Below are 17,546 nucleotides of genomic sequence, written 5' to 3' on the forward strand. Positions count from 1 at the left end.
GCGAAAGCGGTCATTCAGTCAACATATCAGTCGACTGAACCACCGCTTTCGCGAGCAAGCCCGCTCCCACATTTTGGTTTTGCAGGGTGTCAGCTATGGCGGTAGAGCCTCCCCACACAAAACCTGCCTCCCACATTGGGTTTTGTGCGGTGTCAGCCGTGCCGGTAGAACCGGTCCAGCAACGCCGGTAACCCCGCCCGCCACGCCCGTGGCTTGATGCCGAAGGTGTGGAGGATTTTCTTGCAGGCCAGCACCGCGTGCTGCGGCTCGTCCGCCGCATCCGGCCGCGCCGCGTGGGCCTGGGCGGTGGGCGACTCGATCGCCAGCGGGTGAAAATTGCGCGCTTCGGTAAGGATCGCCTGGCCCAGCGCCAACGGCGTGGTCGCTTCGTGGCCAGCGTAGTGATAGGTGCCCCACAGCGGCGCCGCGCAATCGAGTTGCTTGAGCACCGAAATGATCACCCGCGCCGCGTCGTCCACCGGCGTCGGGTTGCCGCGCCGGTCATCGGCCATCAGCAATTCATCCGGCTTCTCGGCACGCGCCAGGAAGCGCCCAAGGGTGCCATCAACACTGTCATCCAGCAGCCAGCCAAACCGCAGCAGCACATGTTGCGGGCAAGTGGCGCGCACGCTCTGCTCGATCCGCCACAGCGCCTGACCACGCAGGCCCAGGGGCACCGGCTCGTCTTTTTCGCTGTAGGCGGTGGCGCGGGAGCCATCGAACACGCGGTAGCTGGACGGTTGCAGCAAGGTGATGTTGTGGTGCTGGCACAGTTCGGCCAGGCGTTCGATGGCGAACTCCTGTGCGGCCAGACGTGTTTCGCTGACTGCTTCGGCCTGGAACCAGTCGAAATAGTAGGCGAGGTTGATCAGCGCATCGGGACGGGTGTCGTCGAGCAATTGGGTGAGGCTCGCGGCATCCCAGCCGTCTTGGGGCGGTTTAGGTGCGAGGAAACCGATGTCTTCCTCTGCACCGAGGCGAATCAGCGCCTGCCCGAGGGCATTCCCGCCGCCCAGTAACATAAGGCGCATTCGCATAGATTGAGCAGGCCCGGTCTGTTTGGAACGATGGTTATTATCGGCAGGCGTGTGCGCCTTGCCGTAGGTTGTTGCCAGAATCGTTGCATTTTGCGGGTTTGTAGCGCAACCGTCACGGACAAAGTACCTGATTGCAACTTGTTGGAATGGGCAGTATCAATCAATAGATGAACCTTCCCGAATCAACCGACACGGTATTGGACGGCTTCCACCTCGCCGTCAGTGCCTGGTTTGGCAACACCTTCCCCTCGGTGACCGGCGCCCAGGCCCAGGCGTGGCCGCTGATCCGCGAACGCCGCTCAACCTTGATCGCCGCGCCCACAGGCTCCGGTAAGACCCTGACCGCGTTCCTGGCGGTGCTCGATGACCTGGTGCACCAAGGCTTGGCCAATGGCGGGCAACTGCCGGATGAGACGCTGGTGGTGTACGTGTCGCCGCTCAAGGCGCTGTCCAACGATATCCAGATCAACCTGCAAAACCCGCTGGCCGGTATCACCGCGCAATTACAGGCGCAGGGCCTGCCGCCGCTGACTGTCCGCACCGCCGTGCGCACCGGCGACACCCCGCAAAAAGACCGCGCACTGATGCGCAAACGGCCGCCGCATATCCTCGTCACCACGCCGGAATCGCTCTACGTATTGCTGGGTTCGGACTCCGGTCGGCAGATGCTGGCCAGCACGCGCACGGTGATCGTCGACGAAATCCATGCGATCGCCGCCGGCAAACGCGGCAGCCACCTGGCCCTTAGCCTGGAGCGCCTGCAAGGTTTATGCAGCGAGCCGCTCACCCGTATCGGCCTGTCGGCCACGCAAAAGCCTATCGAGGCGGTGTCGCGCTTTTTGGTCGGCAGCGGGCGTGAGTGCGCCATCGTCGATATCGGCCACGCACGCCCCCGCGACCTGGATATCGAAGTACCGCCGGTGCCGCTCTCGGCAGTGATGGCCAACGATGTGTGGGAGTTGGTCTACGACCGCCTCGCCACGCTGGCCCGCGAACACCGCACTACGCTGGTGTTCGTCAATACCCGGCGCCTGGCCGAACGCTTGGCCCGGCACTTGAGCGAGCGTTTGGGCAAGACCGCCGTGGCCGCGCACCACGGCAGCCTGGCCAAAGAGCTGCGCCTGGACGCCGAGCAACGGCTCAAGGCCGGCGGGCTGCAAGTGCTGATCGCCACCGCGTCGCTGGAGTTGGGGATTGATATCGGTGAGGTCGACCTGGTGTGCCAGATCGGCTCGCCCGGTTCCATTAACGGTTTTCTGCAAAGGGTCGGGCGTTCCGGTCACCAGGTCGGCGGCACGCCCAAGGGGCGACTGTTCGCCACCACCCGCGATGACTTGATCGAATGCGCCGCCCTGCTCGACTGCGTGCGGCGCGGCGAACTGGATACCTTGCACATCCCCATTGCCCCGCTGGACGTGCTGGCCCAACAGATCATCGCCGAAGTCAGCGCCCGCGAATGGCCGGAACAGGCGCTGCTGGCCCTTATCCGCCGCGCCTCACCCTACGCCGCACTGGATGAGCGCCACTTTCAGGCACTGCTGCACATGCTCGCCGACGGCTATAACGGCCGCCAAGGCATCCGCAGCGCCTACCTGCACCGTGACGCAGTGACCCACACCCTGCGCGCCCGCCGTGGCGCCAAACTCACCGCTGTAACCAGCGGTGGCACCATCCCCGACAACGCCGACTACAGCGTATTGCTGGAACCCCAGAGCCTGAACATCGGCAGCGTCAACGAAGACTTCGCGGTGGAAAGCATCGCCGGGGATATCTTCCAGCTCGGTAATACGTCCTACAGAATTTTGCGGGTAGAAAGCGGCAAGGTCCGTGTCGAAGATGCCCACGGCCAGCCGCCGACCATTCCCTTCTGGCTGGGTGAAGCGCCGGGGCGCAGCAACGAGTTGTCGGCGGCAGTCGCGCGTTTTCAGGGGCAGTTGGACGCCCTGCTCAGCACCACGCCCGGTGACCTGCAACCCGCACAAGACTGGCTCACCACCAGCCTTGGCCTGAACCGCGCCAGCGCCGAACAGATCCTTGACTACCTGGCCCGTGCGCGCCTGGCGCTGAGCGCATTACCGTCCCAGGACACGTTGATCATGGAGCGGTTTTTCGACGAGTCCGGCGGCACTCAGTTGATCATCCACACGCCGTTCGGCAGCCGCATCAACCGCGCGTGGGGCCTGGCGCTGCGCAAGCGTTTTTGCCGCACGTTCAACTTTGAATTGCAGGCGGCGGCCAGTGAGAATGCAATCGTGCTGTCACTGTCCACCAGCCACAGTTTTGAGCTGGATGAAGTATGGCGCTATGTGAACAGCAACAGCGCCGAGCACCTGCTGATCCAGGCCGTGCTGGATGCGCCACTGTTTGGCGTGCGCTGGCGCTGGAATGCCGGTGTGGCCCTGGCGTTGCCGCGCTTCACCGGCGGGCGCAAAGTGGCGCCGCAGATCCAGCGCATGAAAAGCGAAGACCTGATCGCCAGCGTGTTTCCCGACCAGATTGCCTGCCTGGAAAACCTTGCCGGCGAGCGCGAAGTCCCCGAACACCCGCTGGTGGAGCAAACCCTCGACGACTGCCTGCACGAAGCCATGGACAGCGAGGGTTGGCTGACGCTGTTGCGGCGCATGGAACGCGGCGAAGTGCGCCTGATCAGCCGCGACCTGCCCGCGCCCTCGCCCATGGCCGCCGAAATTCTCAGCGCACGGCCCTACACCTTTCTCGACGACGCACCGCTGGAGGAGCGCCGCACCCAGGCCGTGCTCAACCGTCGCTGGAGCGACCCGCACAGTACCGACGACCTTGGCGCGCTGGACGCCGAGGCCATTGCCGGCGTGCAAGAAGAAGCCTGGCCCGCGCCCCATGGCCTGGATGAAATGCATGAGGCGTTGATGAGCCTTTCGTGTATCGCCGGTAACGAAGTCACGCCGCAATGGGCCGAGTGGTTGCACGCCTTGGCCAACGGCGGGCGCGCCTATCAACTGGACAATGGCCTGTGGGTGGCGGTGGAACGCCTGAGTTGCCTGCAAGCGGTCTATCCGAACGGCTTGCCGTTATTGCCGGGCTTCGATGAACCCTGGACCTTTGACGATGCACTGGCCGAGGTGCTGCGCGCGCGCCTTGGCGGGTTCGGCCCGTTGACCCTGGCCGAGATCGCCACGCCGCTGGCCCTGCCGGCCGCTGACATCAGCCAGGCACTCGCGCGTCTGGAGCAGGAAGGCTACGTACTGCGCGGCCGTTTCAGCCCCGGCGCTACCCAGGAACAATGGTGCGAGCGGCATTTGCTCGCGCGTATCCATCGCTACACAGTCAAGCGTTTGCGCCGGGAAATCGAGCCGGTGGCGCTGCAGGACTTCATGCGCTTTCTGTTCGATTGGCAGCACCTGTCCGACGGTACTCGTGGCCTGGGCAGCGCAATGTTGCCGCAGATCGTCGGGCAGTTCGAAGGCTACGCCGCCGCCACTTCGGCCTGGGACAGCGACTTGCTCAGTGCGCGGCTCAAGGACTATTCCCCCACCTGGCTCGATGAGCTGTGCCGCAGCGGTAAACTGGTGTGGACGCGCCTGAGCAACAAGGCTGGCGCCCTGGCACTGCGCAGTACGCCGGTGGTGTTGTTGCCGCGCAGCCAAGTGCCGTTGTGGAGCGGGCTGACCGAACCGACCGATAGCACCACGCTGTCGCCCAAGGCCCAGAAAGTCCACCTGGCGCTGCGTGAGCACGGCGCGCTGTTTTTCGACGAACTGATGCTCGAAGCCCATCTGCTGCGCAGCGAACTGGAAACCGCCTTGCAGGAACTGGTGGGCGCCGGGCTGGTGAATGCCGACAGCTTCGCCGGGCTGCGGGCCTTGACCACGCCCGCCAGCAAACGCCAGGCACGCAGCAGCCGGCGTGGGCGCGGGGCGTTTATCGGCGGCATGGACGACGCCGGGCGCTGGGCCCTGGTGCGCCGCTCGCCCAGCGCCGCCGGAGCGCATTCGGCCGAGACCCTGGAGCATGTGGCCATGACCCTGCTGCGCCGTTATGGCGTGGTGTTCTGGCGGTTGCTGGAGCGGGAGGCCGACTGGCTGCCGAGCTGGCGCGAATTGCTGCGCACCTTCCATCGCCTGGAGGCGCGGGGCGAAATTCGCGGCGGGCGGTTTGTGAGTGGTTTGGCAGGGGAACAGTTTGCGTTGCCGGAGGCGATTCCATTGCTGCGTGAGGTAAGACGCCGGCCGCATGACGGCAGCTTGATCGCGGTGTGCGGGGCTGACCCATTAAATCTGGTGGGCACCTTGCTGCCGGGCAGCAAAGTGCCGGCGGTGAGCGGCAATCGAATTGTGTATCGCGATGGCTTGCCAGCGGCGATGATGGTTGCGGGTAAGCAGCAGGTGTTGCTGGAGGAGGATTTGCAGGCGGTGCAGGAGAAGTTGATCAGGCGCTGAATCTGTATAGCCCTTGCCGTCTCATCGCGGGCAAGCCCGGCTCCCACAGGGGAATGCATTCCAACTGTGGGAGCTGGCTTGCCTGCGATGAGGCCCTGACAGTCATTACATCATTGAGGCCTGTGCTGCTCGGTCAACACCACCGCACCCGGCACCTGTTCCCCCGCCTCATCCACCTGCGAGGTGCGCTTGGGCAGCCAAACCTGCTGTGGATAAGTTTGCGCGAAGTGCACCTCATCACAGTTATCCACAAGCTTTTTCAGGCGCTGGTTAAATGCCCGGCTAACGGCGTACTGCCCGCCGGACACGGTACGGAACTGCGCCGTGAGCACCACGCCGTTGAGGTCCATCTTGTCGACCCCGAACACTTCCAGCGGACCTTGCAGGTTGTACTTGAGGAATACATCGTCGCGGATCGACTGCCCCGCCTCACGGATCAGCTCCACAGCCTTGTCCACGTCGGTGTCGTAGGTGAACTGCACCGAGAAGAACGCATAGGCAAACTGTCGCGACTGGTTGGTGACCGCCTTGATCTGCCCGAACGGTACCGAGTGCACAAAACCCTTGCCGTCACGCAGGCGCAGGGTGCGGATGGTCAGGCCTTCGACCGTGCCGGCATGGCCGGAATCGAGCACCACCCAGTCGCCAATCGACAGGGTGTCTTCGATGATGATGAACAGGCCGGTGATCACGTCCTGCACTAACTGCTGGGAGCCAAAACCGATGGCCAGGCCGACCACACCGGCACCCGCCAGCAGCGGCGCGACATTGATGCCCAGGTTGGCCATGGTGGTGATCGCGCAGATCACCACCAGCACGATCTTCACCGCATTGCGCAGCAACGGCAGGATGGTCTTGACCCGCGTGCTGGGCTGGCGGCTGGAGCGTTTATTCACCGGCGGTTTCAACGCCTCCTGGATTGCTGTGTCGAGCACCACCCAGAACAGCCAGGTCACCAGCAGGATCAGGCCGATGCTGCTGAGGGAATCGCTGATCGCCCGACCCACCGAATTGCGCTGGGCGAACTCGAACAGCGAGATGCCCCAGATACGCCCAAGAACTTCGATAAACGCGATGGCCATGGCGATACGCAATATCGCGTGCAGCAGGCTCAGGAAGCGCTCCTTATAGGCACTGCTGCGCTGGATCGCCACCTGGCTGCGGGACTTGAACAAATGTTGCAAAACGGTGCTGAGAAACACCGTGCCAATCAACAGAATCGTGGTGAACAAAGCGCAACGCAGGGCTTTTTGATTATCGTCGCCGGCGCCGATCAGGTTGATCGCCGAGACCAGCACCATCAACAGAATCGGCCAATACCACAGCCCGGAAAACACCCGCAGCGATTGCTGCAGCGCCGGGTGCTTGAGGCGCTGGGCCAGCGGCCGATTGCGGATCAGATGCGCGACCGGACGGCGCAGGCGCACCACCAGCACGCCGAAAATCACCGCCGCGAACAGGCCGGTAAACACCGCGATACTGCTGGTGATATTGCCGCCCAACTGGCGCGCGATCTGCGGGCTGGTCAACGCGTCGCTGAGGGCGGCCAGAAAGCCAATCAGAAACAGCGGCTTGGGGCAATAATTGCGAATAATCTGCACAGCCGGGCGTTTGTGGCCGACGTTGAACATGACGATGACGCACAACAGCATCGACGTGGAGAAGATGCCGCTGCTGGTGGCATAGGCAAAACACAGCGCCAGCGCACGGCCTACGGAACTGGGTAAAAAGTGGCTGACGTAAAGCGTCAGTGGCAGGCAGATCAGGGCTGGAATCGTGTAGGGCACCACGTAACCCAGTACGCCCTGCAGACGCTCACGCTGCGCAACGAAACGCCGCCGACTGAGGCGCTGCACGCTAAAGCGCCCGAGCAGCGTGAGTGCCGCAAAGGCGCCGACCCACACCCCGGAGAGCAGCAGGAAGTCCCCGGCCACGCTCCACGGCGAGCGTTGGGCGGTTTGATCGACCAGCCGCCCGACCTCATCCGCCGCGCGGTCGGCGCGCAGGCGCCAGGCGTCGATGAGGTTCTGATTAAGGTCGAGTTTGTCTTGCACATCGTCAATGCTGGAGCTGATGGCGCCGAGCAGGCCACCTTCGACCAGCAACTCCGGCTTGGCTGGAGCCTCATCTGCCGCAGGCGCCGGGGCCGCGGCTTGCAGTGCGCCATTGCCAAACACCAATAGCGCGACGAGCAGTAATGCAGTCTTTAGATTCAGCAAAACACCGGGCTCCTTCAGCAGGGTCTGTAAGGAACTGAGTGCCTTGGCACCGGCAAAGTTCGCTTTCCGTGACAGGTATACCGCCTGTAGGTCACTCGAAACTTTCCCCCAACCGCCGCAGTCAGCCAATAACACAGGCCTCACCCTTTACTTATCCACAGGAGCGATCATGGCTGCGATTGCCGACTGGGTGCCCGTTACGCCCAGCACCGCCATCACCCGCTTCACCGTGCTGACGGTGAATATCCATAAGGGTTTCACCGCGTTGAACCGACGCTTCATCCTGCCCGAGTTGCGAGAGGCGGTGCGCAGCGTGGGCGCCGACATGGTGTTCCTGCAGGAAATCCACGGCACCCATGAGCGGCACCCGCAGCGTTACAGCGACTGGCCGAAGATGCCTCAGTATGAGTTCCTCGCCGACAGCATCTGGCCGCAGTTCGCCTACGGCCGCAACGCGGTCTACCCGCATGGCGACCACGGCAACGCGCTGCTGTCCAAATTCCAGATCATCCGCTACGACAACCTCGACATTTCCCAGAGCGGCCATGAAAGCCGTGGCCTGCTGCATTGCGTGCTGCGCTTGCCGGGCAGCGGCCAGGAGGTGCATGCGATCTGCATGCACCTGGGCCTGCGCGAAGTGCATCGCCAGCAGCAATTGCGGCTGCTGGAGCAGCGCATCGCCGAGATTCCGGCTGACGCGGCGCTGATCGTCGCCGGTGATTTCAATGACTGGCGCCAGAAGGCCGACCTGAGCCAGAGCGGGCTCAGGGAGGTGTTTATCGAGGCCCATGGCAAACCGGCGCGCACCTTTCCGGCGCGCTTGCCGTTGCTGCCTTTGGATCGCATCTATGTGCGCAACCTCAAGGTGCATAACCCCAAGGCGCTGACGACACGGCCGTGGTCCCATCTGTCAGACCACGTGCCGTTGTCGGTGGAGATTGAGCTATGAGTGTCGCCGTGGAACACATCGCCACCGACCAACCGCCGGATGATGCCAAGGCCCGCGACCTCGATTACGGCTGGCAGCCGGGCAACCGCATTGAGCTGCTGGAGAACGGCGAGGCGTACTTTCCCGCCGTCTTCGAGGCCATGCGCCAGGCGCAGCGGGAGATCTTGCTGGAGACCTTTATTCTGTTCGAAGACAAGGTTGGCCATGAACTGCAAGGCATCCTGATTGAGGCGGCGCAACGTGGCGTAAAGGTGATCGTCAGCCTCGATGGGTTTGGCTGCGGTGAGCTGAGCCCAGCCTTTCTCGGTGAACTGGCCGAGGCTGGGGTGACGGTGCAAATGTTTGACCCGGCAGCCAAGATAGTGGGTATTCGCACCAACTGGTTCCGTCGCCTGCACCGCAAGATTGTAGTGGTGGACGCCGCCGTGGGGTTTATCGGCGGGATCAATTTTTCGGCCGACCACTTGGCTGATTTCGGCCCCGAAGCCAAGCAGGATTATGCCGTGCAAGTGAGCGGCCCGGCCGTGGCGGACCTGCATCATTTCGCCCTCGCCCAAAGTGGCCGCCAGGTACGCACGCGACGCGGCTGGCGACGGCGCCAGCAACGACCGTCACCGTGGCCGACGCTCACCGACGACGGCCTGGTGCGCCTGATTTACCGCGATAACCTGCAACACCGTGATGACATTGAAGAGGCCTATATACACGCCTTGAGCAAGGCGCAAAAACGCGCGGTGATTGCCAACGCCTACTTCTTCCCCGGCTACCGCCTGCTGCGTGAAATCCGCAATGCCGCGCGGCGTGGCGTGCAGGTGCAACTGATCATGCAGGGCCAGCCCGATGTGCTGCTGGCCAAGCTCGCGGCGCGCATGCTGTATGACTATCTGCTCAAGGATGGCGTGGTGATTCATGAGTATTGCCAGCGCCCTCTGCACGGCAAAGTGGCCTTGGTGGATGACGACTGGAGCACCGTGGGTTCGAGCAACCTGGACCCACTGAGCCTGTCGCTGAACCTGGAGGCCAACGTGCTGATTCGTGACCACGCGTTCAATCAACAGCTGTACCAGAGCCTGGAAACACTGGCGCGCAATCATTGCCAGACCATGCCGGAAAAGCGCAAGCCGCGCCTGTGGTTGTGGCGATTGACCGTCGGCTTTTTGGTGTTCCATGTGATGCGGCACTTCCCCGCGCTGACGGGCTGGCTGCCGGCACACAAACCGCGCCTCAAGCCATTCGAGAGCCAGGCCCATGAGCACTGAAAGCGGCGACTCGCGGCTCAAGCGCTGGAAGAAACCGCTGACTATTGCGTTCTTTGTGCTGCTGATTGTGCTGTTCACCCTGCTCGCGCAGCGCATCGACTGGAGCGAAGTGCTGCAGACGCTGGCGGACTTCAAGCTGCGCACGCTGTTGATCGCCGGCGGGCTGACGTTGTGCAGTTTTCTTGTCTACGCCAGCTTCGACCTGATCGGCCGTACTTACATTCGCCAGGATTTACGCTGGAAGCAGATCCTGCCGGTAGGGATCATCAGCTATGCCTTCAACCTCAACCTGAGCGCGTGGGTCGGCGGCATTGCCATGCGCTATCGGCTGTATTCGCGGCTCGGGGTGAGCACCAGCAATATTGCCAAGATTCTTGGGTTGAGCCTGGCCACCAACTGGTTTGGCTATATGGCCGTGGCCGGTGTGGTGTTCAGCAGTGGTTTGGTGACCATGCCGCCGGGTTGGAAAGTCAGCAGCGGCGCGTTGCAAGGCATTGGCGTGCTGCTGATGCTGGCCAGCCTGGGTTATCTGGCGGCCTGCCAGTTTGCAAAGAAACGCGCTTGGTCGATCAAGGGCATCGAGATCAACTTGCCGTCGTTACGCATGGCCTGTTTGCAACTGGCACTGGGTGCGTTGAATTGGTCGTTGATGGCAGCGGTGATCTTTACGTTGCTGCCCGCCAAGCTGGATTACCCGCTGGTACTGGGTGTGCTGCTGATCAGCGCGATTGCCGGGGTGATCACCCACATCCCGGCCGGGCTCGGGGTGCTGGAGGCAGTGTTTATCGCGCTGATGCAGCATGAGGCGTCGCGGGGCAGTTTGCTTGCAGGGCTGATTGCCTACCGGGCGATCTACTTTATTTTGCCGCTGCTGGTGGCGTTGGTGATGTACCTGGCCGTGGAGGCTAAGGCCAAGGCGTTGCGGGTGAAGAAGACACCGGCTTGAAGATGGGGTGATTGGTCTGGCGCCTTCGCGAGCAAGCCCGCTCCCACACGTGACTCTATTTCAAGGATATACTCGGTCGAATGTGGGAGCGGGCTTGCTCGCGAAAGCGGCCTAAAGAGCACTGCATCAGCGTGATTGAATAATGCTCAACCGCTCCCCCACCACCATTTCGGTAATCCAGTCCACCAGGATCGAGGTGTAGGCCTGCTGCGACACCGGGTCGCTCAACGAATGGTCGGCGCCATCGATGATCCGATGGGTCAGCGAATGGGTGTTCTGGCAGGCCGCGCGGTAACTCATGATGGTGGCATGGGGCACATGGTCGTCGGTTTCGGATTCGACGATCAGCACGTCACCGCTGAACTTGGCGCAGGCATGCAGGGCGCGATTGGTCTCGGCATGCACCAGGGTGCTGCGGTAATCCATCAGGTCGGCCTTATCCAGCTCGCGCTTGGGCTTGAGCCATTCCTGGTCGCGGTACAACGCCGGCACGCGCAGCGCCAGCCAGCGCACCGGGCGCAATGAAGTGAGAATCGCCGCCAGGTAGCCGCCATAACTGGTGCCCACCACGGCCACGGCCGAGGTGTCGATGGCGGGGTGTGAGAGCAGACGGTCGTAGGCCGCCAGCAGGTCGCGCAGGTTGTCTTCACGGGTGACGCGCGATAAGGGAATGCCGGTGCCGGCATGGCCGCGCAGGTCGAAGGTCAGGCACACGCAGCCTAAGCCGGCGATGCCCTTGGCGCGCTCCAGGTCGCGCTCCTGGCTGCCGCCCCAGCCGTGTACTAACAACACGCCGGGGACTTTGGATTTGGGACTCAGGAAGGTGCCGCTCATCTGTTCGTCGTCGATGTCGATCGCAATGCTTTCGCTTCTAGCCGTCATAAGATTCAACCGTCACATACTTGAGAAGAAAGTCGCTGTTTTCGGCCGGGCCGCGATACACCTCGATGGCGTCCGCCGGCAGTGGCTCATCCACGTAAGTCTCCACTGAAGACACCTGAATCGCCCGCAGGCCAGGGTTATTGATAAAGCTCTGCAGCGCCGCGACTTCCGCGCTGCTGGCCCCGCCCATGCGCCAGGATTGTTCGAGCACGCCGCTACGACGTTGACCGTCACTGTCCAGGCCTTGGGCAATGTCGTAATTGCGCCGCGAGGCATAGAACCCAGGGTAGGCCTCATCGGCGGCGCTGTCGAAAACCTGGGCTTGTTGGATGGCTTCGCGCACATCGTCGGGCAAATCGAGCTTGAGCAAGTCGTCGTAGCCACCGGGCACCGCCAGCAAGCTCGAACCGCCGTAGACCTCTTCACCGTGCCCGTCCTGGGTGAGGTATTGCTCGCCGCAGTAGCTGAACACGTGATCGCCGATAAAGCTCTGGCCCACGCTATGGGTAGTGACGTCGTGCAGATCCTGCTCCAGCACCACGCCATCACTGAATAACTGCGCCGCTTGCGGCCGCGCCAGCAGCGCCTCGAACTCGTCGAGGCTGTGGATAACTTCCTGGCCGCGCCCGGCGCAGGCATGCACCGGTTTCACGCGGATCGGCCCGCTGTAAAGCAAGCGCGTGGCGGCAGGCAGTGCGTCTTCAAGGGCGAACACGCTGAGTCCGTCGAGAACGACCGTGCGCACACGCTCACAAAACGTCGGCGACCAGCCTTCGGGCGCTGTGGCGTCTGGGCTCAACAACCCATGGGTGATCGCTTTGGTGCAGATGAATGCGTGGTCGACATAACCGCCCCACAGATCGCCCGGCCCTTTGACATTGAGCGGCCGCGCTTGGTCGGAGCCGACCAGGGTTTGGGTGGGCAACACATACAAGTCGAGGCCGGCGTGTAACTGCGGGTCATAGCTGCCGCCGAATTTAAGCCCAAGAATCTGCGCCAGCCAGCGCGCCAAAGCGCGATTGGTTTCGACTTCATGTTGCGGCGCGCCGCGTCGTGTGGAGTGAGCGACTACGCGTTTTTTGCGTTGAGTCGGGGTCATACGTCCCCCTTGGCGATCCTGCCATGTGTGTGCGAGTAAGGTTGCATGGATCACGCCAAGGCACGGTTTGCGAAGATGGCCGGTAAATCAGACAGTTACTCAAACAGCGATGGCACTAGGCCTGTTTTATTCTGCACGACGGGGATTTAAACGGAGGGTGTTCTGCACGACATCGCCATCAAAGCGGCTGCGTGGATGGCCACGGGCCAGCTAAGATGCAAGGCACTGCCAACCATCATAAGGACACCCATGGCCAAGCAAGCACTCATCCTCATCGATATCCAGAACGATTACTTCCCCGAAGGCAAGTGGCCGCTCGATGGCGTGGAAGCCGCGGCGGACAAGGCCGCACAGGTACTGCAGGCGTTTCGCCAGGCGGGCAATGCCGTCATCCATGTGCGCCATGAGTTCACCACCGAAGACGCGCCCTTCTTCACGCCAGGCTCCGAGGGCGCGCACCTGCATACCAAGGTACTCAATGAGGGCAACGAGCCGGTGGTGCTTAAACACTTTGTGAACGCGTTTCGCGGGACAAACCTGCGCACCGTGCTGGAACAACGCGCCATCACTGACGTGGTGGTGGTCGGCAACATGAGCCATATGTGCATCGACGCCGTGGTGCGGGCTGCGGCGGACCTGGGCTACAAGGTCACGCTGATTCACGACGCCTGCGCGACCCGCGACCAGGCATTCAATGGCCAGGTGATTGCGGCCGCGCAGGTGCATGGCGCTTATATGGCCGCGCTGGCTTTTGGGTACGCCAGCGTGGTGTCGACGGATGAATACTTGAAGGCGCAAGCGGCGGCGCAATGACCATCGCTTGCTTGCTTTCAGCGCGTTGCGATGATGAACAGGCGCGGAAAAGGCAGCAACACAGTGCCATCAGCCAGGGCCGGGTAAGCCTGGGTAATACGCGCCTGGTATTGCTGTAGGAATGCGGTTTTTTCGCTGTCGGTCAACGGCGCAAGAAACGGCCGCAATGCCGATGCCTTGAACCACTCCACCACTGCCGCATGATCGGCCAGCGGGTGTTGATAGGTGGTGCGCCACACGTCGACGGTGCTGCAATGTTTACTCAGCAGTTCGTAGTAGTAACTGGCGGTGTGTCGCTCGTTGTGTTTGACCGCTCCGATCTTTGCCGCCCACGGGCCATCTGCCGCCACTTCGCGGGCCAGCCGGTGGGCCGGCTCGTCGAGGTTGTCCGGGGTTTGTACGGCGAGGGTGCCGCCGGGTGTCAGTTGGTCGACCAGGTGCGGATAGAGCGTGGCGTGGTCAGGTAGCCATTGCAGGGAAGCGTTGGCGAGGATCACATCGAATTGCTGCCCTGGGTTCCAGGCGCCGATGTCTGCCAGCTCGAAATTCAGTTTCGGCAAACGCTTGCGGGCGTCGACCAGCATGTCGTCGGAACTGTCCATGCCCGTAACGTGCGCCTGCGGGAAACGCTCGGCCAACACTTCAGTGGAATTGCCAGGGCCACACCCCAGGTCGACGGCGCTGCGCACATCGGTATTGGGAATGGCCGCGACCAAGTCACGGACCGGGCGGGTACGTTGCTGTTCAAACATCGTGTATTGCTTGGCAGACCAGGTCATCGCGGTGTTCCTTATTTGTTAGAGGTGGTCACAGCCTAAGTCTTGTGAGTCATGAGAACAAATGCCAGGATTGGCATCCTCCCATACCCTGAAAGTATCCCTATGTTGGAGCTTCGCCAGCTTAAAGCCTTCGTGGCCATTGCCGAGGAGGGTTACATCACCCGCGCTGCGGAACGCTTGGGCATGCAACAACCGCCGTTGACGCGCTTGCTGCAAAGTCTTGAAACGCAATTAGGCGTGGTGCTGATGGAGCGCCTGCCCCGCGGCGTGCGGCCAACCACGGCGGGCCTCGCATTGCTGGACGAGGCGCGTGACATCCTGGCGCGGGCCGAGGGTGTAGCGGATGTGGTAAGCCGTGCCGCGCGGGGTGAACGCGGCCGGCTCGCCATCGGCTTTACCAGCTCGGCGGCGTTGCATCCGTTTGTGCCCAGCGTGCTGCGGCGGTTTCGCGAGACCTTTGTGGGGGTCTCGGTGGTACTGGAAGAAGCAGGAACCGGCGAACTGCTGGACGCGCTGGTGCAGGAAAAACTGGATGCCGCGTTTATCCGCTCACCGCTCAGTGGCACGCAACAGTTGCAAGACGAACCGATCCTGGTGGAGCCGATGCTGCTGGCACTGCCGACCGATCATCCCTTGGCACTTGATGTGGGGCACCCGTTACCCTTGGCAGCATTGGCTAATGAGGCTTTTGTGCTCTATCGCCGTCGCGTAGGGCTGGGTTTGTATGACGCCATTCTGGTGGCCTGCCGTGAAGCGGGGTTCAGCCCGCAGGTGGTGCAGGAAGCGCCACGTATGACCGCGACCCTGAGTCTTGTGGCTGCAGGGCTTGGCGTCTCCATCGTCCCCGCCTCCATGCAGCGACTGCGCGGCGATGGCATTGTTTATCGCGAACTGACCGAGTGCCAGAGCCTGGTGGCGCCGTTGCATTTGGCCACGCGAATTGGCGACGGCTCCGCGGTATTGCGCAGGTTCAAGGAGATGGTGGTCACAGCGGCCGCGACGGACGCGTGATCACAGGCATTAAAAAACCCCCGAGGCTTTCGCCAGCGGGGGTTTTGATCGCTTCGGGTCTGGGACCTAGAACGGGATATCGTCATCAAAGCTGTCGAAATCCGGAGCCGGCTGTGGAGCGGACTGCTGCGGAGGTGGTGCCTGGCGCGACTGTTGCGGTGCCGACTGCTGCGGGCGCGGAGCCTGCTGGCGTGGGGCCGGAGCGGACTGCTGGTAATTGTTGCCCCCGCCTTGCTGGTCGCCCTGCTGTGGACGGCCGCCCAACAGTTGCATGGTGCCTTGCATGTCCACCACGATCTCCGTGGTGTAACGCTTGATGCCGTCTTTTTCCCACTCGCGGGTTTGCAGTTTGCCTTCGATGTAGACCTGCGAACCTTTGCGCAGGTACTCACCGGCGATTTCTGCGACCTTGCCGAACAACGACACGCGATGCCACTCGGTTTTCTCTTTGCGCTCGTTGGTCTGCTTGTCGGTCCATTGTTCGCTGGTCGCCAGACTCAAGTTGGTCACGGCGTTACCGTTAGGCAAGTAGCGAACTTCGGGATCCTGGCCGCATGTACCGACCAATATGACTTTGTTAACCCCACGGGCCATAACGTTCTCCTAGGCTGGGCGCGCTGTCGGCACTGGGTTGACCAGTTGCTCGAGCGTCGCGCGATCCAATAATTCGGTGTCTAATTTGATGTAGATGGCGGCTTCTTCTGCAATAACCACGGCATCTGTAACCCCGGTAACGGCCTTGAGGCGCTCAACCAGACCGGCTTCGCGGATCGCTTCTGGCGATAACGGCAAACGCAGGCTCGTCACATAGGGAGGTTCGCGCATGGTAACAGCAAAGGCTAGCCAGAGGGCAGCCAGACCTGCGCATCCCAGGAACACAACCGACAAACCGCCATGCTGGAACATCCAGCCGCCCATGATGCCGCCAAGCGCAGAACCCAGGAACTGGCTGGTGGAATACACTCCCATCGCCGTGCCCTTGCCACCGGCCGGTGAAACTTTGCTGATCAGCGAAGGCAGTGAAGCCTCCAGCAGGTTGAACGCAGTGAAAAACACCACTGTGCCGATTACCAGTGCCCGCAGGCTGTCGCCGAACTGCCAGAAGAATAGCTCAGTGAGCATCAGCGTCGCGACGGCGCCGAGCAAAACTCGTTTCATTTTGCGTTTCTTCTCGCCGTAGATGATGAACGGGATCATGGCGAAGAACGAAATCAGCAGTGCGGTGAGGTACACCCACCAGTGCTGTTCCTTGGGCAAACCGGCTTTTTGCACCAGTGCCAGGGGCAGCGCGACGAAGCTGCACATCAGCATTGCGTGCAACACGAAGATACCTAAATCCAGGCGCAGCAGGTCCGGGTGCTTGAGCGTCGGCAGTAAAGCCTTGCGCGCAACGCCCGACTCACGGTGCGCGAGCGTGCCGGTGGAGCGCGGCACCATGAAGGCCACGATCACGATGCCAAACAACGCCATGCCGCCGGTGGCGAGAAACAGCCCATGCAAACCGAAGGCGCGGGTCAGCAAGGGACCGACCACCATCGCAACGGCGAAGGACAGCCCGATAGTCATGCCGATCATGGCCATGGCCTTGGTGCGGTGTTGTTCGCGGGTCAGGTCCGAGAGCAGCGCCATCACCGCAGCGGAAATCGCCCCGGCGCCCTGCAGGACGCGCCCGGCAATCACACCCCAGATCGAATCGGACTGCGCCGCGAGCACACTGCCGAGAGCAAACACGATCAGCCCCAGGTAGATAACGGGACGACGGCCGATACGGTCGGAAATGATCCCGAACGGGATCTGAAAAAGTGCCTGGGTCAGGCCATAGGCGCCAATCGCCAGGCCGATCAGTGCGGGGGTCGCTCCTGCGAGATCCATTCCATAGGTCGCCAGCACCGGCAACACCATAAACATGCCTAGCATACGGAACGCGAACACCAGGGCCAGACCGCTTGCTGCTCGGGTCTCGCCGCTACTCATGCGTTCGCTGTGGGGATCGTGCATGGAAAAACCTCGTGTGAACCGGCGGCGATTCTACCAGTCCCATCGATTGAGAGGGTATATGCGGCGCTTTGCCGCGCAGCTTTCATCTAAGGCTGCACCCGGCACTTTGACAGTGTATATTCATCCAGTCTTTAGCCGT

The 17,546-nt window shown here is 62.2% G+C and carries 13 protein-coding genes; 6 read left to right on the top strand and 7 right to left on the bottom strand.

Features of this window, described 5'->3' with window-relative positions; all coding sequences use genetic code 11:
• Positions 1-152: 152 nt before the first annotated feature.
• Complete coding sequence (locus FFI16_RS30085; protein ID WP_138813645.1) at positions 153-1,037, bottom strand: sugar nucleotide-binding protein; 885 nt, start codon at positions 1,035-1,037, stop codon at positions 153-155.
• Between the two features lie 167 nt (positions 1,038-1,204).
• Between FFI16_RS30085 and FFI16_RS30090 the strand changes: the two genes are divergently transcribed.
• Positions 1,205-5,452, top strand: a complete 4,248-nt coding sequence (locus tag FFI16_RS30090) for a DEAD/DEAH box helicase (RefSeq protein ID WP_138813644.1) — start codon at positions 1,205-1,207, stop codon at positions 5,450-5,452.
• 110 nt (positions 5,453-5,562) lie between these two features.
• Here FFI16_RS30090 and FFI16_RS30095 read toward each other — a convergent pair whose 3' ends face one another.
• Entirely contained in the window at positions 5,563-7,671 is a 2,109-nt protein-coding gene (locus FFI16_RS30095) for a mechanosensitive ion channel family protein (protein ID WP_138813643.1), read from the bottom strand.
• Between the two features lie 169 nt (positions 7,672-7,840).
• Between FFI16_RS30095 and FFI16_RS30100 the strand changes: the two genes are divergently transcribed.
• From FFI16_RS30100 to FFI16_RS30110, 3 genes are read left to right on the top strand one after another with little or no spacing between them, the layout of a single operon-like run.
• Entirely contained in the window at positions 7,841-8,620 is a 780-nt protein-coding gene (locus tag FFI16_RS30100) for an endonuclease/exonuclease/phosphatase family protein (protein ID WP_065930339.1), read from the top strand.
• Complete coding sequence (gene clsB, locus FFI16_RS30105; RefSeq protein ID WP_138813642.1) at positions 8,617-9,879, top strand: cardiolipin synthase ClsB; 1,263 nt, start codon at positions 8,617-8,619, stop codon at positions 9,877-9,879. The genes FFI16_RS30100 and clsB overlap by 4 nt, the downstream gene beginning before the upstream one ends.
• Entirely contained in the window at positions 9,869-10,825 is a 957-nt protein-coding gene (locus tag FFI16_RS30110; RefSeq protein WP_138813641.1) for a lysylphosphatidylglycerol synthase domain-containing protein, read from the top strand. Before clsB ends, FFI16_RS30110 begins: the two co-directional genes overlap by 11 nt.
• A 126-nt stretch (positions 10,826-10,951) precedes the next feature.
• On the opposite strand, the gene FFI16_RS30115 is transcribed toward FFI16_RS30110, so the two are convergent.
• Both FFI16_RS30115 and FFI16_RS30120 read right to left on the bottom strand, forming a co-directional pair.
• Complete coding sequence (locus FFI16_RS30115; protein ID WP_138813640.1) at positions 10,952-11,707, bottom strand: S9 family peptidase; 756 nt, start codon at positions 11,705-11,707, stop codon at positions 10,952-10,954.
• Positions 11,697-12,806 carry a DUF3182 family protein gene (locus FFI16_RS30120; protein WP_138813639.1) on the bottom strand — a complete coding sequence of 370 codons (1,110 nt, stop codon included), beginning with the start codon at positions 12,804-12,806 and terminating at the stop codon, positions 11,697-11,699. Before FFI16_RS30120 ends, FFI16_RS30115 begins: the two co-directional genes overlap by 11 nt.
• A gap of 249 nt (positions 12,807-13,055) precedes the next feature.
• Between FFI16_RS30120 and FFI16_RS30125 the strand changes: the two genes are divergently transcribed.
• Positions 13,056-13,619: a cysteine hydrolase family protein gene (locus tag FFI16_RS30125; protein WP_138813638.1), complete on the top strand. Its 564-nt coding sequence runs from the start codon at positions 13,056-13,058 to the stop codon at positions 13,617-13,619.
• Positions 13,620-13,636: 17 nt separating this feature from the next.
• Here the strand turns inward: FFI16_RS30125 and tam are convergent, their stop codons facing one another.
• Positions 13,637-14,398: a trans-aconitate 2-methyltransferase gene (gene tam / locus FFI16_RS30130; protein WP_138813637.1), complete on the bottom strand. Its 762-nt coding sequence runs from the start codon at positions 14,396-14,398 to the stop codon at positions 13,637-13,639.
• A gap of 102 nt (positions 14,399-14,500) precedes the next feature.
• On the opposite strand from tam, the gene FFI16_RS30135 reads away from it, so the two are divergent.
• A complete protein-coding gene (locus tag FFI16_RS30135; RefSeq protein ID WP_178112760.1) occupies positions 14,501-15,409 on the top strand; it encodes a LysR family transcriptional regulator in 909 nt (302 codons plus the stop codon).
• A gap of 66 nt (positions 15,410-15,475) precedes the next feature.
• Here the strand turns inward: FFI16_RS30135 and FFI16_RS30140 are convergent, their stop codons facing one another.
• Together FFI16_RS30140 and FFI16_RS30145 are read right to left on the bottom strand one after the other, a co-directional pair.
• Positions 15,476-16,003, bottom strand: a complete 528-nt coding sequence (locus FFI16_RS30140) for a single-stranded DNA-binding protein (protein WP_138813635.1) — start codon at positions 16,001-16,003, stop codon at positions 15,476-15,478.
• A gap of 9 nt (positions 16,004-16,012) precedes the next feature.
• The gene (locus tag FFI16_RS30145; protein ID WP_138813634.1) at positions 16,013-17,407 is read right to left on the bottom strand and encodes an MFS transporter; all 1,395 of its coding nucleotides are present in this window, start codon (positions 17,405-17,407) and stop codon (positions 16,013-16,015) included.
• Between the last annotated feature and the right edge of the window lie 139 nt (positions 17,408-17,546).

The organism is Pseudomonas sp. KBS0710, from assembly GCF_005938045.2.
In the GTDB taxonomy this organism is placed as follows: Bacteria; Pseudomonadota; Gammaproteobacteria; order Pseudomonadales; family Pseudomonadaceae; genus Aquipseudomonas.